This is a genomic window from Mucilaginibacter sp., assembly GCF_028288185.1.
In the GTDB taxonomy this organism is placed as follows: domain Bacteria; phylum Bacteroidota; class Bacteroidia; order Sphingobacteriales; family Sphingobacteriaceae; genus Mucilaginibacter.
The window spans coordinates 15,375-41,547 of record NZ_JAQBOF010000008.1 but is presented as its reverse complement, the minus strand read 5'-3'; the positions used below and the strand labels follow the sequence as shown (position 1 = coordinate 41,547).

Sequence of the window (26,173 nt, the reverse complement as noted above, 5' to 3'; positions counted from 1 at the left end):
TCTTAATTTCCTGAAGAAACTGCTTATTTAATGAATATTCTTGTTGTAAATTGGACATGGTATCCAAGTGGGGGCGATTGGACGTATGTTGAAAATGTGATGAGCCTGTATAAACAGAAAGGCCACAATGTTATACCATTTTCTATGAAGGATGACCGGAACTTTCCATCACCCTATTCTGATTACTTTATTGACAACATAGATTATAAAAAAATTAACAAACGCAGTATAACAGCTGGCATAAAAGTTATTTCAAAAAGCATTTACTCTATCGAAGCACAAAGAAACCTGGAACGCCTTTTAACTGATGTTAAAATAGGCTTTGCTCACATAAACGTTATTCATCATTATATTACCCCTACTATTTTAAAAATATTAAAAGAAAAAAACATTCCGATAATATGGACTTTGCATGAATACACCCCTATTTGCCCCGAAAGCACTTTTATAAGTCATGACAAAATATGCGAGCGTTGTTTTGGCGGGGCATTTTATAACTGCATTACAAACTCCTGCAAAAAAGGCTCATATTTGGCAAGTACCGTAGCTGCTTTAGAAAACTATGTACATCAATATTTAAACTATTACGCTTATGTAGATCACTATGTATGCCCATCAGTTTTTTTGTATGAGAAATTTAAGCAGTTCAATTTCCATAAGGATAAACTGGTGCAATTATATCATGGTTACGATTATACCGAGATTGAAGAGGCAAAGCTAAAACCTAATTTATTTAAGGAAAAGTATATAGTTTTTGTAGGCCGACTGGAAAAAATTAAAGGTGCACATACTGTTTTAAATGCCATAAAAAACTGCCCGGATATTCAACTTAAAATAATTGGTGATGGTACACAGGAAATAGCTCTGCAAGAGTTTAAGCAAAATTATCAATTAAACAATGTTACTTTCCTGGGAAAAAAAACTAAGCAGGAAACTTTACAAATAATTAATGGTGCTGAGTTTTTGATATGCGCGTCTGAATGGTATGAAGTTTTGGGTTTTACGGTAGTTGAGGCCATGGCATTGGGTAAACCCGTTATAGGCTCGGCAATTGGTGCAATTCCAGAGATGGTTATTAATAATCAAACCGGTTTATTATTTGAACCCGGCAATTACACTCAATTGGCCAACTTGATTAAAACTTTATATGTAAATGACGAGCAAATTATACAAATGGGCAAAAACGCCCAACAACATATTAACAACCTTATAAATACCCGGAAACATTTTGAGGGTTTACAAAAACTAATTCCTGCATTATAGGTTCTATCACCTTGCAGCATTACAGCATAGCTTTAGACCGATTTAATATTTTATATTTGCATTCTTAGATTAATATCAATTTTACATGCGCGCTAAATACCTATTTTATATATTATTTTTTAGTTTAATAATAGTTGCAAAGCAAGGCTCGGCCCAAAGTATGAGCGACCTGAAGAACATGAAGGTAAGCCAGGCAACTGACGAACAAATAACTCAAGCCTGGAAAAAGTTACAGGATTCAGGATTGTCTGAACAGGAGGCTTATAGTATGTTGGCTAAAAATGGTGTACCAACAGAAGAAGTACAGGCTTTTAAAGATAGAGTAACATTACTTGGTTTAAATAAAAAAGCCTCTGTAACCAAAGCCGTTCCATCAACAGAAAAGCAAAAAACGGGTTCATCGCGTGACATTATTGACCTGGTTATAAAACCAAAACCATTCGAACTACCACATACAAATACTAAACAGCCGGTATTAGAGGTATATGGCACTCAGTTTTTCAAACAAGCCATTACGTTTGAGCCAAATTTTTCAATAGCTACGCCCAAAAGCTATGTATTAGGCCCCGGCGATAAGGTCCTAATATTATTAACAGGATTAAATGAAAAGAACCTTGAATCAATAGTAACGCCTGATGGGAATTTACAAATTCCATTTGCCGGTTTAGTGCATGTAAACGGTTTTACTATTGAACAGGCCACTAGCTTAATTAAAAGTAAAATGACCAAAATTTACCCGGGTTTAAGCTCAGGGCAAACGCAATTAATTGTAAATTTAGGCACCACACGCAGTATAAAAGTAACTGTAAAAGGCGAAGTAAAAACTCCGGGATCATTTACTTTATCGTCTTTAGCTACATTTCCTAATGCGCTGTATAACTCTGGTGGGCCCAGCGCAAATGGCTCGTTAAGATATATTAAGTTGATAAGGAATAACAAACTTTATAAAACGATAGATTTTTACAACTACCTGCAAAATGGGATACAAGACGGTGATATCCGGCTAGAGGACCAAGACGTAATTCAAATACCTGTTTACAAAAAAAGAGTAAGTATTAGCGGCGAGGTTAAAACCCCGGCAATTTATGAGCTAAAAGAAAACGAACATTTGGATGACTTGATTAAATATGCAAGCGGATACACTGATATAGCTTACACCGGCATTGCTAAAGTAGATCAAATTAATGACTTGCAGCACGAAGTGAAAGATGTACCTGCTAACCTTTTCTCAAATTACACTCCACATAATGGCGATAAGATTCAAATAGGAGCCATTACAAACCGTTATACCAATAGAGTAGTGTTAGAGGGCTCAGTATACCGCCCGGATGTTTACGAGCTCACCGCAGGCCTTACATTAAGCCAGCTTTTAAAACTGGCTCAAGGATTAAAACCCGAGGCTTATATGGAACGTGGCTACATTAACAGGACGCTTCCAAACTTAGAGAAACAAAGCATACCCTTTAATCCTGCCGAAATACTTAGCGGGGTAAATGACATACCGTTATTGCGTGAAGATTCTGTAGTTATTATGGATCGCGGAGCGTTTATATCTAATCAAAAAGTAACGGTTAGCGGTCATGTAAAGCGTCCGTCTATCATCACCTATCGCAAAGGGCTTAAATTAGCTGATGTGATTGCTATGGCAGGTGGGTTTGCTGATGAAGCTGCCGATCATCATATTGAAATAAACAGGGTAATTAAAAACGAGTCTGATAGTGTAGCCAATCAGCAAGTTAACACCTTTGTTGTAGATATGGCTAATGGTAAAGATGCCAATATAGAATTGGAACCCATGGATGTTATTAATGTACCGCGTTTAGTCAACTACCGCTCATTAGGCGATGTTGTCGTTAGAGGCGAGGTTGTGTTCCCCGGCGAATATCCTGTACAGAAAAGAAACGAAACGGCGCTTGAATTTTTGCAACGGGCAGGCGGAGTAACGCCTTATGGTTCTATGGAAAACGCACAGGTTTACCGTAACGGTGTACGTGTTAATCTTGACCTGGCTGCCAAAACAAATGTGCCCGAAGCTAACAAAAACATGATATTATTACCCGGTGATAGCGTATACGTACCGCGTGTAATTTCATATGTCGAAGTATCGGGTGCTGTAAATAATCCACAATATATAAGCTACAATGGCCGTAGGTTTAAATACTATATTAATGCTGCAGCAGGTACTACAGAAAATGCTAGGCTGAAGGGTGCATATATTCAATACCCCGATGGGTTAAATCAACCGGTAAGACATTTCTTGTTTTTCCGTCATTACCCTAAAGTGAAGCCCGGCAGCAAAATAGTAGTTCCTGAAAAAACACCTGATAACAAAATAAAAATAGGCTTTGGTGATTTGGGCAGCATTGCCGCGGCATTAACCGCATTGGTAAGTATTGTAGCTATTTTACATAAATAACATGAACCCGGAAAATACGCAATATCCTTACGAGCCAGAATTCTCTGTTAAAAAACTGTTTAATGAGCGCATTAACAATATTAAGTACGTTTTGCAGTTTAAAAAAATACTGGTATTAGTTTTAATTACCGGGGGCCTGTTAGGTGCCTTAGCCGCCTGGATATGGACCCCTACATATACAGCACGACTAACTTTTGTAGTGGACGATTCCAAATCGTCAGGCGGTGGCGGCTTATCTGCATTAGCTGGCTTAGCTGGCTTTGATTTAAATGGTATAGGCGGCGGTAGTGGTGTTTTGGCAGGAGATAATGTACAAGAGCTTGTAAAAAGTCGCAAGCTGATAAAAGCCACCTTATCAACTGCTTATGATAGCACACAAACCTTGGCAGACCGATATGCAGCGGTAAATAAGCTAAATAAAAAATGGCTAAAATACAGCTCTGACGGAAAAATAACACGATTCCCGCTAAACGCTATACATAATAATCGATTACAGGATAGCCTATTGCATGAGATGACCGAATCGATATTAAATAGCGAGTTTGAAATTGCAAAAACTGATAAAAAATTGGGATTTTTTGAAGTAAATGTCACCATGAAAGATGAGAAATTGGCGCAGCTTTTTTGCAGTAGAATGATCAATCAATCAACAGATTTTTACATAAATACAAAAACTCAAAGATTAAGAGATAATATAAATCGTTTGCAAAAACGTGCGGATAGTATTGGGATGATACTTAACCATAAAACCTATGCTGCGGCGGCTGCAAACCAAAATACATTAGATCTAAATCCCGCATATACTGCAACTAATGCCAAAATTGAGGTGAATGAGCGCGACAAAATTGTATTATCAGGCATTTTTACCGAAACAGTTAAAAATTTGGAAGCAAGCAAGACAATGCTTGCACAAGAAACTCCAACAGTACAAATTGTTGACGAACCGGAACTACCTTTAAAGAAAAACAAGCTTAAATATTCTGTAGGTATTTTGGTCGGTATATTTTTGGCTGGTTTAATATTTGGTTTTTATGTGTTACTAACCCGTAAACAAGCTAAAATCTAAAAGTTACACCCAATTCGCCATGAAAATTATATACATCATTATGAGGTATATAATAATTACCGGGTACATAATCTTTTAATATCCATTCGTAATTTAACGACTTAATTTCTTGTAATTTAGCGTTAAATATTAAATTTTTATAGCTCCACTCGCCATTTAAAGAAAAGGCAAAGTCCACCCATTTTCTACTATTGCCATTTATATCCGGGAAAGCCGTTCTATAAAAATCAACATCATGCTCATATCGTTCAAATCCAATCCCTAATCTTTTTAATCCCGACACCCAACTTATATCCATAGATTGAAGATTTCCACCCGATCCGGTACCAGCGCCAAGCACCTGGCCTTGATTAGTATGGCCATCAATAACTTGGTAATGAGCATACCATCCGCCCGCCCCTCTTACTAACCTATCAACAGATTGTGAAAGTTGCGTAATTTCACCACTAAATAAAATATGTTGATCTTTCATGCCACTTAATGGTATCATCTTTCTCAATCCAAATATGTAAGCTCTTGAATGATCTGGTGATTGAAAAAAATCCGTTAAATTATAAGAGTTATCATTTAAGCCATATTCAAAATATACTTCTGCCTGTGCTTTTGTGAATAACCATCTGGCATAAAATGAGGTATACTGATCTCTGGGAAACGGATCTCCAATACCTGAGTCTATACCGCCTTGAGTGCTTTGTTTTGAATATGGAGTAAAAAATGGAAAATACCCCGCAAAACCTTTAACATCTTTTTCGTAAGCATTAAAAGTTCTGGTTAAGCCCAATGTTAAGCCTGGTATCCATTTGGGGTGATAGTTAATATTAAAACCGGTAAAATAGCGCCAATCATTTATTTTAGGAGCCAATAAATTTGTTCCATCCGACAATGAAGTAATCGCTAAATTGGTGAATCCTGAGCTTTCTAAACGTCCCGCTATAATTTGGCCTTCAAAATATCCAATATATGTTTTTATAGGGCGTACAGTATTAAGAGTTAAGTGCTTAAAGCCGGGAGCATTATTGCTTAAAATTAATGCGTTACGTATACCTGGCCCCCACCATAAATTCTCATTAGATAAGCCTGCTGTTATTGGTCCAAGGGTTAAATTTATACTACTCTGCCCCCAAAACGCGCGATGATATGCATTATTCCCATATCGTTCAGGATTGTCAATTAGATTATGGTATGAATAGTAATTTATTAAATCCTGACCTGAATGTTCGGAATCAAACCCATTAAAATTAGAATTATTTGCATATACATATTCAGGACGTAATTGTATACTTAACGGGCCAAACTTTACATAAAATCCACCACTTATCATTGTCTGGTATCCTTTAGCAGGTATCATAGCCCCATCATTCCAGCCGTATGGATGATCTGAATTAAATTGCTGCTGCCAGGTTAATGGCAATATTTTAAATTGTCCTAATCCTTTAGCAAAGGTAATTAAGTTAGATTCTGTCCAATTATTATGTTTTAACGTATTATTAGAATCGTTAAGATGTGAAGAAGATGCAATAAAAATGGGACGTAAGGTAAAAGACAAATTGGTATCAATCTTACTTAGTAACTGCATTCTTCTATAATAATCATCAAGAACAGGCGTACCAACAGGAAGCGACTGTGCATTTACTGTACTTCGTAAAAACAAACAGTTAAAAGCAAAAACAACACTTAACAAACACAGCGAATTTTTCATTTTAGCTACAGTAATTAAAATCTATATAATACACCTGCCTGGATCTGCAAATTAAATACACTTAATTGGTTTACAAATGCCGGATCATTTCCATTTTGCTTTAAGGCCCATTGATAATCTAAAGATTTAATGCCTTGAATTTTTCCATTAAAGATGAGATTTTTATAGTTCCATTCGCCAATTGCCCCTATGCTTAAATCCACCCAATGTTGAGAATAATTTTGGTTGTCTCCGAAAGCATAATAATAAAAATCATTGTTATGAACGTATCGCTCAATTTGCAATCCTAACTTTCTTAATCCTTTTACCCAACTAACATCAACCGACTGGAGATTCGCACCAGGCCCGATACCCGCGCCTAAAATTTCTCCATTATTTGTGTAGCCTTGCCGGATGCTTTTACTTACATACCATTCTTGTCCGTCCTTAATTTTGGCAATAGAGGTTTCCTGGAGTTGAGTAACCTCAATTCCAATCAAAATATTTTCGTCTTTTGAACTATTAAACGGCAAAACTTTTCTTACACCAAAAATATATGCGCGCGAATCTTCTGGTGACAAAGATGACTGATATAAGTCATTAGATGCATTATTGTGTCCCCATTCAAAATAAATTTCGGCATGTTCTTGCGGCCAGAGCCAACGCATGAATAGCGAACCTCGCCTATCTTTATTTTGGACAATAGGAGCATCAGGAGCATTTGGTGACCTAACAACAGGCGAAAAAAATGGAAGATAATCTTTAAGTCCATTTAAGTTCTTGCCATACATTTGCGAACTTTGATCAAACCCTAAAAATAAGCCCGGCGCCCATTTAGGCTGCCAGGTAATTATAATGCCCGATAAATATCTCCAGTTATTGGGTTTAGGAATATATAAATTTGTACCAAAGTATTTATTATCAGGCTCTAGTGGAGGGAAACCCGAATTACTTAAACTACCGGCTATTACTTGACCTTCAAAAGAACCAATTGCTGTATTTAAAGGTCGTAATGTATTTAAAGTAAAATGCTTAAAACCAGGGGCGCTATTACTCATTAATAAAGAATTTCTTATCCCGGGCCCCCACCACAAGTTTTCTGTAGATAAACCAATTGATACCGATTTGAAATTTAATCTTAAACTGCTCTGCCCCCAAAACACTCGGGCATATGCGGCTGTTCCAAACCTTACAGGTAAATCAATATTATTATAGATATCATAATATCTGGCAAAAATTACATCATATTGATTTTTGTTGAATGTTTCAAATTGCGAGTTTGCCGCTAAAATCACTTCGGGCGAAAATTGTATACTCAATATACCATATTGTGCAAATACTCCCATACTTATTAATGTCTGCAAACCTTTAGCAGGTATCATTGCTCCATCATTCCATCCATAAGGATGATTGGTATTAATTTGAGTTTGAAAATTTAAAGGTGAAAGGTTTGCACGTATTTTTCCATTTTTACTTACCCATGAATTTTCAGCATGTATTTCACTATATTTTGAGCTGTCAGGATTAAACGCCTGTGTCCCTTTATTTATGTAATATGGGTTGATTGGCCTGAGGGTAAAAGAAACATTAGTATCAATTGTACCTAGCAGTTGTGTCCTTCTGTAATAATCTTCAAGTGGCGTACCAACAGGTAAAGATTGTGCAATAACATCAAATTTTGCAAGTAATATAAATACTACTATAAGCTTTACAATCCTCATAAGGTAATTGCTTTTATACTAATATTATCTACAGACCAACTTTTCTCGCATTTAGGGTTGGTATAATTGCTCTGACTTAATTTATCTAAGCATTGTAACAACAAAGATTGATTAACGTGTTTGAATGTTTTTGTGATTTTGTACATTGTTGTGCCGTTTGGGGAACTCAACATGCTGCAAACACCTGGTAAATCAGTCCTGTAAGACCCGGAGCGCGGATTGTGATTACTGTTAGGGTAATCATCCGGGTAAGATTGGGGAGGGCAAATATTACCCACCTTACAGTCTAAATTTGAAAATGTGGTGTTAATATATAAAGCATTATCAATAAGCATCTGCCATATATCCGGTCCGTCAGGTAAAAGCTGTCCACGCCAATTATCATGTATATATAAGTCAAATGAGATTGTAATTAAATTATGCTTAGGCAAATTATCTACCTTTAAAATAAAAGTACTATTATTATATTGGCCTAATACTGCTGAATTGTTAAACTGGCCAATTATACCATTACTTATACCTGCTAAATTGCTCCCTTCAAAATCATTATTATATACTTCTACCTCATTTTGCACGTGAGTTTTACAGGAAATTTGAAGCAATAACAGAAAAACTAATAAGAAAAAAAATTTATTCATTTAAAAGTGATTGCGTTATCATATCTAATTCTTCAAAAACAGAATTTTTACTTTTAAACTCATGTACTATCAGCTTCATGGATTTAACAACTTGCATATCGTCATTGTTTTTTGCATGATCTATTAAAGAATATATTTGTCCTTCGATTTCATTAAATAAATACTCTCGTACTTTTCCTATCATTATTTTTTCATGATGCGTAGGCATAGTATTTTCGTGATTATTAAGTAATTCCTCAAACAATTTTTCGCCGGGTCTTAATCCTGTATATTCAATTTTAATATCTTGATTAGGAACCAATCCGGCTAAACGGATCATACGCTTAGCCAACTCAATAATTTTCACAGATTTACCCATATCAAAAATATAGATCTCTCCTCCTTTACCCATACAACCAGCTTCTAATACCAAGCGACAAGCCTCTGGTATAGTCATAAAGTAACGGGTTATTTCAGGGTGTGTTACTGTTACAGGCCCTCCCTTTTCTATTTGCTGCCTAAATCTAGGAATAACAGAACCATTTGACCCAAGTACATTACCAAATCTTGTAGTTATAAATCTGGTATTTGATTTTGTATTATTTAAATGACTTAAGCCATTGGTGAAATTAAAGTCTTTATTACTTATTGATCTATTTAATGATTGTACATAAATTTCGGCAATCCTTTTTGATGCTCCCATTACATTTGTAGGATTCACCGCCTTATCGGTAGATATCATTACAAACTTTTGAACTGCATATTTTACTGAAAGGTCAGCAATAGTTTTAGTGCCCCAAACATTTGTTTTTATAGCCTCAGAAGCGTTATCCTCCATCATCGGAACATGTTTGTACGCAGCTGCATGATAAACATAATGAGGTTTATAAGTTTCAAACAAATAGTCCATCCTTTTTTCATCCCTTACATCTCCCATAAAAGCATAAAAATTTGCTTGTGTATTCATTTCATCAATCTCTAAATACAAATGGTGTAACTCCGTTTCTGATTGATCACACATTATTATCAAATCTGTATCAAATCTTATCAACTGCCTAACTATTTCACTACCTATTGAGCCGGCAGCCCCGGTAATTAGTATTCTTTTCCCTTTCAGCTCTTTTTGAATATTGGTAATATCGATTTCAATAGATTTCCTGTTTAGCAGATCTTCAATATTAACCTTTTGTATTTGGGTAGATTGCAATTTTCCGCTTACCCATACGTCATGTGACGGAACACTTAGTACTTTAACATCGTTTTCGAGACAGATATCAACTATCCTGTTTTTATGATCAATAGGGATTGTATACGCCGCAAAAATAACCTCATCCAATTTATGTTCTTCTATCAATTGGGGTAGATCTTTTGCATCTAATATTTGTATACCATCTATTGTTTTTCCAACTTTTCTTTGATCATCATCAACAAAAGCTATAATATTTTTATTAACTTTTTGATCATGGTCAAAAGTTCTTTTTGCAGCTACCCCAGCTTCACCTGCCCCATATATTATTACTCGCTTTTTATCTAATTTTAAGTTTTTAATATATAAAAAGAAGTATTTTACTAAAATCCTGTAACTAACCATTAATAAAAAACAGGCCAGGAAATTAACAATTAGTATAGTATTTGAAATTAATGGGATATTGTAAAAAGCTACAGAACAGATGTTAATTAAAAAGAAGATACCATTACTTATCAATACAGCCATTAAAATCCTGAAAGAATCTTGAGCACTTGTGTATCTTATAATGCCTGCAAATATTTTCAATGTACAAAAAACAATTGTGCTTAATATTGCTGATATTAATAAATTCCGATCAAATTCTACATGATTTAAATTTTTAAAATCAAAATTGGATTTGATTAAATAAGCAGCGGTTAATGCTAAAAAACTAATTATTAAATCAAGTGAAAAAATAAGCCAGCGAGGAACTATGTTTATTTGATTGAATAAGGTAGGCGATGTATTCATAAGCAAAAAATAAATAATTACAATTATTTAAGCACTGTAAATATACTGTGTTTTATAGTTAATGCGCTTTATTATTGAAAAAATGTTAACACACAAAGCATATCAATAATTTAATACCAATAATTACCATAATAACATATCATGTTTTTAATTGTTTTACAATTTATAAAACAATTAAAAATGGACTGAAATACAGTTTTAATACGTTTTTTTTATATTAAAAAGTTTGTTTGAACCTTCAAAATGTATACGCATTAAAATAAATATTATCGCAGTTATTACTACTGATATGATTAAATTAACAATTGATGCAGGATTAAATTTGACCAAAATAAAATCAATAATTCCCTGAACAACGATATAAGCCATAGCAACTATTAAGTGTGGTATCTTTTTTTCATTTGCCCAAAATTGATAAAAGTGACTCCTATGGGCTTTAAAAATATCTTCTTTTCTTAATGTCCTAAATATAATTGTGGTTACTGTATCTAAACCATAAACCAATAATATAAGCAAATAATTAAGGTTACTTGTTTTGATTATCAATTGCAACAGAAAAAAAAGAATAATAAAAGCTAAACTTACACTGCCAACATCGCCCGCAAAACATTTGGCTTTTGCCCTAAAATTGAAAAAATTAAAAACCAATAAAGCTATAATACCTATAACAAGCTGTTTTTCGTCTGTAAATAAAATATGCTTATTGATAAAGTATAATGTAATCAAGGTTAATAAGCCAAAACCACCGGTAATGCCATTAATACCATCCATAAAATTGATTGCATTAATCGAACCAATTACTAAAGCAAACCCTAAAAAAATCCAATAAATCGGGAAGTTGTACATACCTGATTGATAAAACAACAAGGCAACAGCAATTAAATGCACAAGTATCCGAATCCTTTTACTTGTATGTTTAATATCGTCAATAAAGCTAATTAAACTAATTAAAAGTAGACCAATAAGAAAATAACCATATTCCCAATGCAAATAGAAAGAACCCAATAAAAATCCAATAGTGAAAATTATACCTCCCCCTCGTAAAGTTACTTTTGTGTGTGAACTACGGTGATTAGGATGATCTATGATATTATACTTATCTGCTATTTTGAAATAGATAAGTTCGAGTGCGAAAAGCACACAAAAGAAAATGAAAAGTATAAATAGATCCACAGGCTTTTAATTATTGCCTCAAAATTAAGTTTTATTAAATGAAATAGTGGTAAATTTTATTACTTCAAACTATCATTTAGTATAATTTACTTACCATTTGATTCCATTTTACTTCCATTTTTTGGGTAATAATGGGGGTTAAAAGTATATTTACTACCATTTTGATTCCATTTAAGTACCATAATTACCATTAAAGTATCATTATTTTCAATAATTATGAATAAAAAGCAGTTTTAAATAGTACAATTATCCCATTTTATTGTGAAGCCTTTTAACACAAGAGTAGGGTTCCATCCTAATAATTTTTGAGCCTTCGTATCATCAAAGGTTAAATCTGAAGTAATTTTTATTAATTTATTGGAGTTTATCGGAGCTTTTGCACCCATTAAATCTCCTGTCATAGCCATTAAAGTTGCTATCCACATTGGAATATTTAAAGGTTTGGATTTGCCTAATTGCTTAGCAATAATTTGAGATAATTCTGAAAAACTTGGATGATGGCCATCCGTTAAATTATAAATACCACCAACGTTAGCAGCAACAGGAATAATTTTAGCAACATCTTCAGCAAGTACCATACTCTTTCTTGCTTTACCACCAGCTATATTAAAATAATGGCCTCGTTTGATACCATTAATCATTGTTTTTAAATTTCCAGGTGGATTTGGTCCTGCAATTAAAGGCAATCTCAAAATCGTGCAAATCACTTTGTTTTTTTCACACCAATCCCACACTAGTTGTTCTGCTTCTATTTTACTTTTTCCATAAGGATCTATTGCAAACAATGGATAATCTTCACTTATAAATTCACCAGATTCTAAACCATAAACCGAAACGCTGCTTATAAAAATAAAAGACTGTGGTAAACCAGATTGTTCTAGTCCTTTTAAAAGATTAGCAGTGCCAGTTACGTTGACATCAAAAAAGTGTCGCTTTTCGACATCAGTTGTTGGCACTGAATGGGCTTTACCAGCCGTGTGAATAACAATGTTACAAATGGGTAAAACAGGAACCTCATTTATAACATTAACCACAATATCAGCCTGTCTTCTTCCTATTGAGATTATATTATGATTAATTAGAACACTTTTTATTATTTGACCAAGGAAACCTGAGGATCCTGTAAGTAAAATCATATTAAACTGTTTGAACCTACCTTCTCCAAATCATTCAAATTGGTTTTTGATAATAAGAGCTCACTATCTATCATACATTTGATAACATCATTTAAAGTAGCTTTAGCTTTCCAACCTAATTTATTGAAGGCTTTAGATGGATCTGAATGGCCAGCTTTTAAATCAGTAGGTCGCATAAAATCTTTATTAATAACTATATGCTCACTAGCCTTTAAACCCAATTCATTAAATGTTATATCTATAAATTCACGGAGTGATGTTGTGGTGCCTGTAGAAATCACAAAATCATCAGCTATGTCTTGTTGTAACATCAACCACATTGCTTCTACATAATCAGGTGCAAATCCCCAGTCACGCTCTATTTCAATATTACCTAAAGCTAATTTTTCTCTACTTCCATTGTATATTCTAACCGCAGTACCAATAATTTTTTGAGTAACAAACCTTGCCGGTCTTAAGGGAGATTCATGGTTAAATAATATCCCTGTACATGCAAACAGATTATATGCTTCTCTATAATTGGCCACCTCCCAAAAAGCTGTAGCCTTAGCCACAGCATAAGGACTTCTGGGCTTAAATGCCGTCTCCTCATTAGCTTTGTGTTCGCCAGTATCTCCAAAACATTCACTTGATCCAGCATTGTATAGCTTAATAGGTTGACCTGAAAATCTAATGGCTTCCAACAAATTCAACGTGCCTATACTAATGCTTTCCAAGGTCTCGACAGGCTGTTCAAACGATAGACCAACAGATGACTGGCCTGCAAGGTTATATATCTCCTCCGGCTTAACTTTCATTATCGTTTGTAGCGTACTTCTAAAATCAATGATGTTTATGGAAACAACATCAATTTGATCTCTAATACCAAGTCTTTTCAAATTTGTGAAAGAGGACGCCTGTGCATCCCGCGATCCTCCATAAACCTGGTAATCTTTCTCTAATAGTAGCTTTGATAAATAGGCACCATCTTGCCCGGATACGCCACATATTAATGCTTTTTTTATCATATATTTAAATATTTTCCCAGTAAACTAAGAAGTTTTTTTTTAATTATATCAAGAGAATATGTATTTAATATCGTGGTTTTCGCCTCCTGCTTTATTGAAAGATACTTTGACGGATTTTTGTATATATCGTTAATTACTTCTACATATCTATAAGCACTATTTTCCACTATTATATTCACGCCATCTTTAGCATTTTCGATTGCACTAGCTGATGAAGATGTTGTTAGTACTAGGCTTTCAACAGCCATTGCCATTAATATTTTCGTTTGTAATCCCCCGCCGGTTTGCATTGGGGCAACTGTACATAAACAGGACCGCAAAATTATATATGGATCATCGACAAACCCAACAATTTTTACATTCTTAAACGCCTCGAGTTTCTTTCGGAGGTTATCCGAAACGTGCCCGCCGATAATCCAAAATTGAATATTGTAATTAAGTGAACCTAAAACATTATCGCAAAACCACAAAACCGCATCTATATTCGGCTGATAATCCATTCTGCCAATAAACGCGACGACATCTTTATATAAAGAATCAGTTTTATCTCGCTCAAATATACTCGCTTCAACTCCGTGGGGCAGATTAGCAACGTTACCGTATTCCTTCCAAAATTCAGCTTCATTCTTATTTACAAAAGTTGTTAAATTAAAATTTCTAACATGCTTCTTTTCGATATTGAACAACAGTGGTGTTTCAATGCTGTAAATAAGTTTCCATATTATAGACTTAGCATTTTCTTTTGAATTTTTATAATTGAGATACATCGAATCAATAGCATAATGATATTTCGGCATCTGTAAATTCAAACCATAAGATGACGTTCTGATCATAAAAGATACAAAAAAGTCGCACGACAAGGAGGATTCGTTAATTATTTTTTGAACTTTTCTGAAATAAAAATAACCTACCTGCAATGGTTTTCCTTTTACCAAACCAAGCAGAGTATTGAAAAAGAAATGGCACTTATTAAATGAACAAAAGTGTACAGAATTGGAAAAACGGCTCAGGTGGTTCAGATATTGTTGATTATTCCTATCGTCATCAATTATTATAATTACCAGTTCATATTTTTGCGAAAGTTGCTCTAAAGAATCATAAATTGCAATTCTGCCTCCTGAATTTAGAGGATACGGCATTCTGGGAATTACAATAAGTCCTTTTTTCCTGTTTTTACTCGTGTCCATAATTGACATAATACCAATTTAAAACTATTTTATTAAAGTTTTCAAAAGAATAGTCCTTGACTACCTTCAGTCCGTTCGAAACTAAATGTTTGGATTTATTTATGTCATTTACCACGCTAAACATTACTTCCGACATGTTAGTAATGTCCCATGGATCAAAATAAGCTGCTGCATCTTTTGCTATTTCAGGAAAACAAGATGTGTTACTACAAACTATTGGACATCCGTATTTCATGGCTTCAATTAAAGGAATTCCAAATCCTTCGATTTTCGACGGGAAAATAAACGCCTTTGCATTTCTATATAATTCTGCTATCTGGTCATCAGTTTGATAACCAAGAAAATCAACAAGGGGATAAATTTTCAAATTTAACGCAAGTTTTTTGTATGATCTTAATGTGGTCGAATCGCGAATTCCAATTATTTTTAATCTATATTCTTCGGAATATGTCTTAGTAAATAAAGCGAAAGCCTTTAATAGGTTTTTTATATTCTTGTGTCCCAATTCTCCGCCGATATTAAAAAAAAAATTAGCTTTTTTATTAATATCAACGATGTGATTTGCAGCGCCCAAATCAATACTATTTGGTATAACTGTTATTCGGGCTGGGTCGATATTAAATTTTTTTATGATTTCATTTTTAGTGAAATGTGATACTGTAATAATGTTTTCAACTTTTTTGACAATTCTTGGTAATACTAATCTTCGGTAGTATTTGCCTATTACTTGTTTTAGAGATAAGGAACTGTAAGACTCAAAAAAAATAAGATCATGGATTATAAGCACCTTGCTATTGTAATTTCTAAAAAAGATTGATCCAGTATTATACGGTAAAAAAAGCAACGCGTTATTTAAAGTGTTAATATATTTAGCTAGGGAGAATTGCTCCCATAAGATATAATTAGAATAACCAAAAGCGATTTTATTCTTTGAAATATCATCAGCTTTACCACTTAATAATCCTGTGCAGTTTATCCCCTTTTCACTAATTACATAAATTAAATCGTTTATATACTTGCCCATGCCGCGATATTTCCCTATTGCAAAATTCGCATCGTAAAACACTTCCCGCTTAATCATTAATGATAGCCAATAGCCTTAAAATTGAATATTATGAAAATATTAGTCATTATTACTATAATTATAGGTAACAAGCAATTATGAACATACCATTAGTAATTTTCATGTTGCTCGCAATTTAATAATTAAAAATACTATTAGGAAATTTTACCAACTTATATCCGCTATATTCGGCTGCCCTTGCGCTCAGTACTTGTTAGTATTAAATAAGTCCGATCTGGGAGGACTATGTTTTAATCCATCAAAAAATCCGGTAAGTTTATATAAAAGGAAATTAATTTTAAAAATGGAGCTCAGTAACGTTCGCGTTATCCAATACACTTTATCACGGGCCGGCATAAAATGTATTGAGTAACCAACGGCGTAACCTGTCCCATAAACATACTTTCTATTTTTTTCTGTATCTATTTGAAAAAGTGATGGATGGGCTATTAAAATATTATCTAACTTATGTATCTCCAATCCAAGTACTAAGACCCGAGCTCCTAGAATAAATGCCTCGCCAGCTTGAGCCAGGTGTTTCGATCCTGGACCTATATCATAAAAACCACCAATTTGACCAAACAGCGATCTCCGGATAATAAAATTCCATTCAATAACAAACCTGGAAAAGTTACGAATAGTAATATTATCTAAATTAGGCCAATGAGTTATATATTTATTATTTATTACTTCACCCCTTTGTACAATGTACATCGAATATTGAGACTGAGTTAATTTTTCAATTAGCTGTTTAAACATACCCTGATTCATATTAACAAATATTGCATCATCATCCATAAATAAAACATATTCAGCATTCGAATGCTCAGCTCCATAGTTTCTTGCGTTTGGTGCACTTAACCTTGTTTTTGGTACAACTTCAATGAAATTAAAAGTATATTTATTTATAATATCATTTATACTTTCCCCGGATTGATTGATTATAATAATTTCAAAATCTTTATAGTTATTAGAGTTTATATTTAATGATTTAAGTAAAGGTCTTAAATTACTAATCTTTAAGGTGCAGATTACTATTGATAACTGAATCACTTTTGTTTTTAGGGATTGACTTGTTGTTAAATACTATATAAATTAAAGTACTAAATTTTGCTATTACTAAATTAGCTATTATAAAAAAGATGCAGGCTGAACTTGAGCCTCTAATAATTAAAAGCCCATAAATAATAAGTACATAACTTGTCAGTGAAGACAAATTAATACCACTATATATTTTACTTGATACTTTTTTATTTAATGAATTAAAATACCAGGATAAAAAAACAGGATAACCCAATAATCCTAAAAAGGAGAAGTGCACGTACGAAGCTTCAATTCCAGATGAAACAATGCTGCCTTTATACCAATATAATGAAAGCAAAAATTCCTGTAATGGCAAAAGCACCCCTCTAAAAAAAGATGGTATAAGTGTTATAAATGCAGAAAATATAGAAAGCCCTCCATCTATTTTGATAAAAGGATTTTCACAAAACTGAGTCATAAGTCCCGATAGGCCGGATATTCCTTCTATTCCGAGTTTATAATTTACATCAATTGAAAACAATGTATTTTCAGGATGTTCTTTTATATAACCTAATAACTCGTTAAATGAAAGTCCGCTAGCATCATTAAAATTCTTTAAATTTCTATAGGTACCAAATCCAAAAAAGAAAATCACTAATATAATAGGTACAGTAATAAAATATTTTTTATATTTTGATAGTGGTGTTCTATATTTATTGTATACAGAATAATAACCAGCAACCACTACCATCATGAGATGAAAAATTGCAATCATTCTTGAAAAAAGTACAGTTATAAAAAATGTTCCAATAAATAATGTTGTTTCCTTATAGTTTATAGAAGAATTATTGATAATTTTTATAATAAAAGGATAGATACAAAGCGATAATACTATTAGTAAAAATGTACTTCCAGAACCTCCAGGCCGACCTTCATCAATAATTTCATTAAATCCGATTAAGGCTACCATGCTAAAACTCATTAAAAAAAACACAATCCAGTTTACTACATAATATGGGATGGAATAATTTACTTGTTTATTTTTTTTGAATGATGAATTAAAAATATTCTTCGAAGGTCGTCTTTTTTTATATAAATATTCAAATAGGTAAAATATAACCATACAATAAAAGATAAAAAAACTTGAAATTAAATGCCCTTCGCCCGTAATTCTATTGCTATGATAATATACTTCTCTATCTTCTTGTAGGTTTATGCTAATATTAAGTGATTGTCCGGTTACTAAAAAAAGAAAAACAAAATGATAAATAAGATTAATAAGTTTGTTTCTTTTATATGAAATAAAAATAAGCCACATATTCATTATCAATGACATAATGTTTATATAAAGCAATATTTTATTATCCATGCTATAATTCCATTTATATAATCTTATAAGTAGGTATTATCATACTCATTATTTACTTGTGCTAAGCAATATATTGATGTAGAAAACCGGTTAATAAATGGCGTATTTGTTAAAAGCTTATCAAGCTTATGTATTGGTGCATCATATTTTGCTCTTAATTTTCTGAGTCCTCTAAGTTTAGATGATAACATAATTGGCAAAAAGCTGTCATATCCAATCTCTTGAATTCTAAAGCTATGAAGTCTAAGCATGTATTTAACTTCGTCTTTGCTCATCCTAATAGAGTGAGACCATCCACCTGATTTTTTAGCTACCATTTCTGAAATAGAGTCTTCTGCCGGAAAACGGAACATGAAAAACCACCCCCCTGGTTTAAGTATTCTTCTTATCTCTTTTAAAGATTCCATAATATTGTTTGCATGTTCAAGAGTACCGCTTGAAATAACAGCATCATAAGAATTATCGGCTGCATCAATTTTTGTAGGTGAGGTAAATTGAGTATACTTAATTCTATAATCTAATAATTGAGGGATATTAGGAGAGATGTTCCAATCACAAGCGTCAACTGTGTAGCCTTTTTCAGTCATCAGATATGACATTTGACCATAACCGCATCCCCAATCTAATATTTTGCTTTCTGATTTTAAATACTTTGCTATAGTATTTGCATCTCTGTAATACATTATAACTCCAGGATAATTATCAATATGACCTACGTGTTTATCAGTAGGGTTTTGTTTTAAATATTCGTTAACAGCGTTAATAATAAAATTAATATTATCAGAATTCTCCATACTTATTGCGTTCTTATATTTTTTTATATATAGTTTATTAAATATTATTATTCGTTCGGTATTGTAAGTTCAATTCCTTTATATCTACGGTACAAAAAATTTATTATTTTAAACAAAACTCTTGGTGAAAATAGTAAAATAGAAAAGTAGAAATAAAATTTCATCTTATTTTTTATCCCTAATAATTTATAAAAATGCAAATAATGCTGCTTAAATGCAAAAGCTATATCCAATCTTCTATTGCTTTTAAAATATTCCACCAGTAATGTTTTTATAATTCCATCAATAGTAAGCCAGTAATGGGTTGTTTCTCTAAGTCTGGCCAATAATATATTTTTAATCTCTTTGTCGGTTGGAATTTCCAATATTGAGGCAAAACCTTTTGCAATTAATAAGTTATAGTTACTGTACTTATATATTCTATCATCTGAGCCATTAACGCAAATTATTTCATGCGAGTTTACTGTTATAGTATCTTCTTGCGATGCAAAGAATACGGCCAGAAATTGCGGAACACATGTATAAGCGTAATGATTGGCTAACATCATATCGTTTCCAATCAATTTAGAATTATAAATATTTGTAGAAATAAAAATTGCTGCGCCGAAACTATCGATACTTTCAACAAACTGCCCTCTGCCATAAGATATTGTGGTTTTTGTTCTTAAAGGATGGATAACATTAGGGCTATAATAATTAATATTGAGCGCTTCCGGATATTTGGTAATATCAAATAAAATTGTTTCGACTGCGTTAGGCAATAGTTCATCATCATCACCTAAAACCCATAACCAGTCGGTTTTGCAATACTCAAAACATCGTAGAATGTTGCAATTACCCCCAACATTTACTCTGTTTCTTATCAATTCATAATTTACCTGGGCATGTTTTTCAATAAGGTCAATTGCATAATCACTTACAAATACATCTGAATGGTTATCAATAATTAACAAAAAACAATTATCATTTAGCTGTGGAAGCAACTTATTAAGTGTATTTATTAAAGGTTCCTTTCTATTATAAGTTGGAATAGCTATAGTAAGATAATACATAATCAATAAATTAATGCCATAATTTTTTTTTGGTTGTAAAAAGAAAATATGACCAAATTAAACTTACAAACACAGTTAAAAAACCATAACCATAAACTATTCCCATCACACCATATTGCCTACCAAATAATATGGTGGATAATGAAATTAGTACTGCAAATACGATTGATTGCAATAAAAAAGGTTCACTCTTATGACATCGTAAATAAGTGGCCCAGGAAAATACAAGCTGATTGATAAAACAAATCCCCGACAAAATCACAGTTGGCAGTAATGGCAAAAACCTATCAGCAAACATGAGATGTTGCCATTTTAAAAAGAATACACCTAAATTAAATATGAGCAACAGTGTAATATTGACTTTTAGCAAACCAGATAAGGCATTGTTAAAAGTATTGTCAAGTGATATATAATCTTTCTTTGCGATAAAGTTCGAAAAGGTGGGGACCTTAGTCGATATCCAACTCATAGAGATTGATGATACACCGTTTAATGCTTGCAACGTCATTCCCATTTGCCCTGCTACTACTGCCCCTTCGGTAGCGAATAATATAGGATTGAATAATTGAAATATAAAGTAACCGCTGATCCAACTTAATGCTATTCGCCATTGATATGGAAATATTTCCTCGTAATAGTTAATGACCCACTTTCCATTAGAGAACCAGATAGTTTTTAGCAAACTGAAACGCTTTTTTGTAAATATGACTTGAATATAATTAAAAAAAATAGAAACAACAGAGGCAAGCGCATTTGAATAAAGCTTAAATCCTAAAGAAAAAAATATAAATAGTAAAATAACATTAAGGCTTTTTTGAACTAATCTTACTTTGGCCATATCCTTTATTTCACCTAATCCGTCAAAAAAAGCCAAAATAGGATCAATAAATAAATTCATAGAGGTGGCGAGACATAGAATAATCCACGGCTTTTGCCATTCTACATTTGATAAGGCATTATATCTGGAAAAGAAATAAATTCCGACTATTAATAAAATAAAGAACAAAACAACCGAGATAATTCCAAACCACTTTACACATAATCTTAACAAAGAAGACAACCTTGATCTATAATTTTCCTCGCCAATTAACTCAAATTTTTTGCCCCATTTTAAATGAGCAAATTCATAAGCTGTATACTGTGTGATAATCCCACTTAAGCCTAATTCAAAAAAAACCTGAATAGCCAGAATACTGGCAAACGTATAATAATACCCCTGTTCAACAGGCGATAAAAATTTTGCTATAAAAACAATGGACAGTACCCCACCACCAGCTTGAACTAATCTTCCTATTATTGTGAAAGCTATAGCTCCGTCAATTTCAAATTGATTTAAAACATACTTTAATTTATTAATCATTTTAAGTAGTTTCTTATAACTTGAACCATATAATCATAATGACTTTCATTTAATCCAGGCCATACCCCCAGCCAGAATGATTGGTTCATAATAATATCCGTATTTGGTAAACTTCCGATAGCTCGATGTTTTATATTTGCATAGGCTGGCTGGCGTAATAAATTACCTGCAAACAATAACCTGGTGCCAATTTTATTCTCTTCCAAATGTTGCACTAACATATGCCTATCAGCAGCATCACCATCCCTTAAGGTGAGTAAAAAACCAAACCATGACGGATCACTATTTGGTGTAGGTTCAGGTAGAATAAATATCTCTTCAAACTCCTTCATGCGTTCATATAAGGCCTTATAGTTTTCCCTGCGGCGTTGTACAAAATGATCAATTTTTTTTAATTGCGAAACACCAAAAGCCGCTTGCATATCAGTAACTTTTAAATTAAACCCAATATGTGAATAAGTATATTTATGGTCGTACCCATAAGGTAAGCTACCTAATTGCTGTGAAAAACGACATCCACAGGTATTATCCTTTCCTGGTTCACAGTAACAGTCACGTCCCCAGTCTCTAAAGCTTTCTGTTATTTTTGAAAGTTCAGGATTATTAATGATAACGGCTCCGCCTTCACCCATGGTAATATGATGGGCTGGATAAAATGAAAATGTAGCTATATCACCAAATGTACCTGTTTTTTGGCCGCGATAGGTTGCACCTAACGAATCGCAATCATCCTCCACAACCCATAATTTATATTTTTTAGCTATACGCATCACCTCATCCAAATCAAAAGGATTACCCAGCGAATGGGCAATCATAATGGCTTTTGTTTTTGGTGATACCGCGGCTTCTATATCTTCGGCTTTTACATTGTGGGTAGCTATATCAACATCAACAAACACAGGTATGCAACCATATTGGATCATTGGGTTAACGGTAGTAGGGAAACCTGCGGCTACAGTAATTATCTCGTCGCCCGGCTTAACTTGTCTGTCGCCTAATTTTGGCGATGTAAGGGCATAAAAAGCTACGAGGTTTGCTGATGATCCTGAGTTTACTAACAATGCCTTTGGGGCATCAAAATATTTTGCAAATTCATATTCAAATTGATTTGCATAACGGCCTGCAGTAAGCCAGGCGTCAAGCGTAGCATCAATCCCCATTAACACATCTTCCTCGTCAATCACTTTACCTGTAACAGGTATATAATTTTCGCCGGCTATAATTGGCCGGTTTATATTAGCTTGCATTGCCTGGCTCAAGTGCCCCTTAAGCTCAGGATTTATATTTTTTAAATTATTCATCAGGGTTAATTCGCTTATTAATATATTTTCTTATACCAATCAATGGTTTTTTTCAACGATGCCTCGAAGTCAAAAACCTGGCTAACTTTTAATTCTGTTTTTATGGTTCTTGTATCAGGTATCGAAACCGATGGATGTGGAGGGTATTGTTTGGAGTATCTTACCAGTACATCTATTTTTTGCGAAAAATTTGAAGTAACCTTTGCAGCTAACGATTTTAATGAAACTGACTCATCGCCGCCGATATTGTAGGTTGCACCGCTTTTACCGCCAGCCAGTACTTTTAGTAGCCAGAAAGCCATATCGCTTCCATACAAATAACTCCTAACGGTTTCTTCATTACCTAATATTCTTATAGGCCCACCTAATATACCATCACGGATAAAGTTATTTATTGCCCATGGTTTTTCAAGCCCCTGATAAGGGCCAATAAAGGCGAAAGGCCTTACAATAACAATTGGCAATTTTTGCTGGTTGCGATAGATGGCGCAAACCGTTTCAGACAATCTTTTACCTTCACTGTAAGCTGCATTTACACTATTACAGTCCAATGCGCCCATTTGGGTTTCTTTGATCTTATCAACATGGTCTGCAATGTGGCCATAAACACTGTTAGAGCTTATATGCACTACCTTATTCAAGGCCGATAAGCGTAAACACGCATCAAGCACTGCGTGTGTTCCTTTATATATAGTATCAATTGTTTTAAGCGGATTAGTGGCATGTTTCCGGTTATCAGGCGATCCGGCTGCATGGATAACATAGTTAATATCCTCGGGCAAATTGCTTACATTCCTTACGTCCTGCTCAATCAAAGTAATAAACGATTGTTTGGCCAAATGCGGAACTTCTTCTTTATAATCAAGCAAGTTGCGGGCTAAAATATATAATTTGATATTAAAACTATGCTCTTGGTTTAACAATAACACCGATTCGGCAATCCATTTGCCCATAAAGCCGGTGCCACCTGTTACCAATATAGATTTGTTCTGTAAAACACCTAATGAATCTTTATAGTCGTGCAGAGATTTCTGGCAATCAACTTTTAACAGGTTTATTAATTCTTGCTTCATTTCTTTTTGTTTTTAACAAGATCCAAAACTACTTCTATTATTAAATCTTCCTGTCCTGCTACCACTTTGCGCCGTCCTAATTCAAAATACACATCGCGTTGATCTACACCGTACTCTTTAGATATCCTGGTAACATGTTTTGAAAACCCTGAGAAAACGCCTGCCAAGCCACTCACTATGCTTTCTGATCGTATTATAGGCACCAAAGGCATAATTTCTCTTTCGGCGATATCCGCGGCATCTAAAATCTTATACATATCAATACCGGTTGTATAACCCATTTTTTGTAACACGGCAACCAATACTTCTATTTGAGCATTACCGGCACCTGCACCAAAACCTTTGGCAGTACCATCTAATATGGTAGCACCGGCTTGTATTGCAGCTACCGAGTTAGCTATACCCATACCCAGGTTATTATGCCCGTGAAAGCCAACCGGGATAGATAAACCTTCTACTAACGCTTCTATTCGGTCGGTCACGTCTGACGGAAGAAAAGCTCCGGCAGAGTCCATGATGATAATTCCTTCGGCACCATATAGTTCCATTTTTTGAGCCTCCTCAACCAACAACTCAGGTGATGCCATATGACTCATCATTAAAACGCCATAGGTTTCTTTACCTTTCTCGCGCGAATATCCCAAATGCCGTTGCGTGATATCAGCCTCTGTGCAATGTGACGCAACCCGTATAACATCTACACCAATTTCAATAGCCCCTTTTAAATCGCGGTTAATTGTTGCAAACCCTGGTATTACGTGGATACCTAATTTACTTTTATTTAAATGAGCCCTGGCTGTTTCTAACAAAACAACATCGGTCTCAAGGGCCTCGCCAACTTGTAATGACGATGCTCCTAAACCATTACCATGTCCTACTTCAACAATAGGCACTGATGCTTTCTCGGCCGCATCACAATAGACAGCTATTTGTTTAGCTGACAGTTGATGCGCTACCGCGTGATTGCCGTCCCTTAACGTTGGGTCGCTTATTAGTATAGCTTTCATTAATTCAGTTTACTTTAGCAACCCCGCCACTTTTTTCGCATATTCTTCAGCAACAGCAATTGCAGCACAATTTATAATATCCAGGTTGCCGGCATATTTAGGTAAATAATCGCCCAAACCTTGTGCTTTAACCATTACAACAATCCTATTGTTTTCATAAATCGGCGCAACCAACAGCTGGTAACCGGGCACGTAAGTATTAATTTTTGCTACCATATTATTTACTGCCGCAGTCAAAGCTTTAATATCCGGATTTTTTACCTTGGCAAAAATTGTGGTTTGCATATCGATACAAGGGTTTGCGGGATTAAGATTTAAGATAGCTTTAGTTTTTTTTGCGTTTGAGAACACTCTTACCCCTTCCTCGGTTGTTTCAATATACTCATCAAGATTTAATCTAGTGGCGGGCCCGGCGCTTCTTGACGATATGCTGGAGACCACTTCGATATACTCAACTTCGGCATGGGTTTGACCAATAAGATAGGCTATTGGTATTGATGCTTGGCCACCACAGGTAACCATGTTTACATTTCGTTGTTCGATGGCATCCTGAAGATTAACTGCCGGGATACATAACCCTCCTAATTTAGCAGGGGTCATATCGATAACTATTTTGCCCAATTTTTCCAGGATCTCCCAATGATATTTCGCGTCTTTGGCTGATGTAGCATCAAAAATCAGATCGCAGCAATCGGGATCTTTAACAATAGCATTAATACTTTGATCAGATACTTTAACACCTAAGCTTATTGCTTTTGCCATACCAGGCGACGAGAGGTTACGGCCGATAAACAGCATACACTCCAAATATTCTGACCGCTGAATTTTTATCAGCAAGTCAGTTCCAATATTGCCACTACCTAATATTGCTACTTTTAATTTACTCATA

Annotated in this window: 21 protein-coding genes; 3 read left to right on the top strand and 18 right to left on the bottom strand. The window is 34.0% G+C overall.

Annotation, left to right across the window (positions count from 1 at the left end):
* Window positions 1–30: 30 nt before the first annotated feature.
* From JWQ34_RS02745 to JWQ34_RS02735, 3 genes are all read left to right on the top strand, one after another.
* A complete protein-coding gene (locus JWQ34_RS02745; RefSeq protein WP_299353556.1) occupies window positions 31–1,263 on the top strand; it encodes a glycosyltransferase family 4 protein in 1,233 nt (410 codons plus the stop codon).
* 85 nt (window positions 1,264–1,348) lie between these two features.
* Entirely contained in the window at window positions 1,349–3,679 is a 2,331-nt protein-coding gene (locus tag JWQ34_RS02740) for an SLBB domain-containing protein (RefSeq protein ID WP_299353553.1), read from the top strand.
* A gap of 1 nt (window position 3,680) precedes the next feature.
* Window positions 3,681–4,745, top strand: coding sequence for a hypothetical protein (locus JWQ34_RS02735; protein WP_299353550.1), 1,065 nt, complete (start codon window positions 3,681–3,683; stop codon window positions 4,743–4,745).
* On the opposite strand, the gene JWQ34_RS02730 is transcribed toward JWQ34_RS02735, so the two are convergent.
* The 18 genes from JWQ34_RS02730 to JWQ34_RS02645 all read right to left on the bottom strand — a co-directional run bounded on the left by JWQ34_RS02730 (window position 4,735) and on the right by JWQ34_RS02645 (window position 26,172).
* Window positions 4,735–6,444 (bottom strand): capsule assembly Wzi family protein, encoded by a 1,710-nt coding sequence (locus tag JWQ34_RS02730; protein ID WP_299353547.1) that lies wholly within the window; start codon window positions 6,442–6,444, stop codon window positions 4,735–4,737. The two genes, JWQ34_RS02735 and JWQ34_RS02730, sit on opposite strands and share 11 nt — an antisense overlap.
* A 14-nt stretch (window positions 6,445–6,458) precedes the next feature.
* Window positions 6,459–8,144 (bottom strand): capsule assembly Wzi family protein, encoded by a 1,686-nt coding sequence (locus JWQ34_RS02725; RefSeq protein WP_299353544.1) that lies wholly within the window; start codon window positions 8,142–8,144, stop codon window positions 6,459–6,461.
* Window positions 8,141–8,782: a hypothetical protein gene (locus tag JWQ34_RS02720; protein WP_299353541.1), complete on the bottom strand. Its 642-nt coding sequence runs from the start codon at window positions 8,780–8,782 to the stop codon at window positions 8,141–8,143. The genes JWQ34_RS02725 and JWQ34_RS02720 overlap by 4 nt, the downstream gene beginning before the upstream one ends.
* Window positions 8,775–10,739 (bottom strand): nucleoside-diphosphate sugar epimerase/dehydratase, encoded by a 1,965-nt coding sequence (locus JWQ34_RS02715; RefSeq protein WP_299353538.1) that lies wholly within the window; start codon window positions 10,737–10,739, stop codon window positions 8,775–8,777. Before JWQ34_RS02715 ends, JWQ34_RS02720 begins: the two co-directional genes overlap by 8 nt.
* Before the next feature lie 198 nt (window positions 10,740–10,937).
* Entirely contained in the window at window positions 10,938–11,912 is a 975-nt protein-coding gene (locus JWQ34_RS02710) for a UDP-GlcNAc--UDP-phosphate GlcNAc-1-phosphate transferase (RefSeq protein ID WP_299353535.1), read from the bottom strand.
* Window positions 11,913–12,145: 233 nt separating this feature from the next.
* Entirely contained in the window at window positions 12,146–13,048 is a 903-nt protein-coding gene (locus JWQ34_RS02705; protein WP_299353532.1) for an NAD(P)-dependent oxidoreductase, read from the bottom strand.
* Window positions 13,045–14,055: a GDP-mannose 4,6-dehydratase gene (locus tag JWQ34_RS02700; RefSeq protein WP_299353529.1), complete on the bottom strand. Its 1,011-nt coding sequence runs from the start codon at window positions 14,053–14,055 to the stop codon at window positions 13,045–13,047. The genes JWQ34_RS02705 and JWQ34_RS02700 overlap by 4 nt, the downstream gene beginning before the upstream one ends.
* A complete protein-coding gene (locus tag JWQ34_RS02695; protein WP_299353526.1) occupies window positions 14,052–15,251 on the bottom strand; it encodes a glycosyltransferase in 1,200 nt (399 codons plus the stop codon). Before JWQ34_RS02695 ends, JWQ34_RS02700 begins: the two co-directional genes overlap by 4 nt.
* The gene (locus JWQ34_RS02690; RefSeq protein WP_299353524.1) at window positions 15,229–16,323 is read right to left on the bottom strand and encodes a glycosyltransferase family 1 protein; all 1,095 of its coding nucleotides are present in this window, start codon (window positions 16,321–16,323) and stop codon (window positions 15,229–15,231) included. Before JWQ34_RS02690 ends, JWQ34_RS02695 begins: the two co-directional genes overlap by 23 nt.
* Before the next feature lie 186 nt (window positions 16,324–16,509).
* Window positions 16,510–17,358: a glycosyltransferase gene (locus JWQ34_RS02685; RefSeq protein ID WP_299353521.1), complete on the bottom strand. Its 849-nt coding sequence runs from the start codon at window positions 17,356–17,358 to the stop codon at window positions 16,510–16,512.
* The gene (locus tag JWQ34_RS02680) at window positions 17,318–18,697 is read right to left on the bottom strand and encodes a hypothetical protein (RefSeq protein WP_299353518.1); all 1,380 of its coding nucleotides are present in this window, start codon (window positions 18,695–18,697) and stop codon (window positions 17,318–17,320) included. Before JWQ34_RS02680 ends, JWQ34_RS02685 begins: the two co-directional genes overlap by 41 nt.
* A 23-nt stretch (window positions 18,698–18,720) precedes the next feature.
* A complete protein-coding gene (locus JWQ34_RS02675) occupies window positions 18,721–19,491 on the bottom strand; it encodes a class I SAM-dependent methyltransferase (protein WP_299353515.1) in 771 nt (256 codons plus the stop codon).
* Window positions 19,492–19,538: 47 nt separating this feature from the next.
* Entirely contained in the window at window positions 19,539–20,543 is a 1,005-nt protein-coding gene (locus JWQ34_RS02670; protein WP_299353512.1) for a glycosyltransferase, read from the bottom strand.
* A gap of 10 nt (window positions 20,544–20,553) precedes the next feature.
* Complete coding sequence (locus JWQ34_RS02665) at window positions 20,554–21,903, bottom strand: hypothetical protein (RefSeq protein ID WP_299353509.1); 1,350 nt, start codon at window positions 21,901–21,903, stop codon at window positions 20,554–20,556.
* Window positions 21,900–23,204, bottom strand: a complete 1,305-nt coding sequence (rfbH, locus tag JWQ34_RS02660) for a lipopolysaccharide biosynthesis protein RfbH (RefSeq protein ID WP_299353506.1) — start codon at window positions 23,202–23,204, stop codon at window positions 21,900–21,902. Before rfbH ends, JWQ34_RS02665 begins: the two co-directional genes overlap by 4 nt.
* A gap of 17 nt (window positions 23,205–23,221) precedes the next feature.
* Window positions 23,222–24,277 (bottom strand): NAD(P)-dependent oxidoreductase, encoded by a 1,056-nt coding sequence (locus tag JWQ34_RS02655; protein ID WP_299353502.1) that lies wholly within the window; start codon window positions 24,275–24,277, stop codon window positions 23,222–23,224.
* Entirely contained in the window at window positions 24,274–25,284 is a 1,011-nt protein-coding gene (gene dmpG / locus JWQ34_RS02650; protein ID WP_299353499.1) for a 4-hydroxy-2-oxovalerate aldolase, read from the bottom strand. Before dmpG ends, JWQ34_RS02655 begins: the two co-directional genes overlap by 4 nt.
* 9 nt (window positions 25,285–25,293) lie before the next feature.
* A complete protein-coding gene (locus JWQ34_RS02645) occupies window positions 25,294–26,172 on the bottom strand; it encodes an acetaldehyde dehydrogenase (acetylating) (RefSeq protein ID WP_299353497.1) in 879 nt (292 codons plus the stop codon).
* Window position 26,173 lies beyond the last annotated feature (1 nt).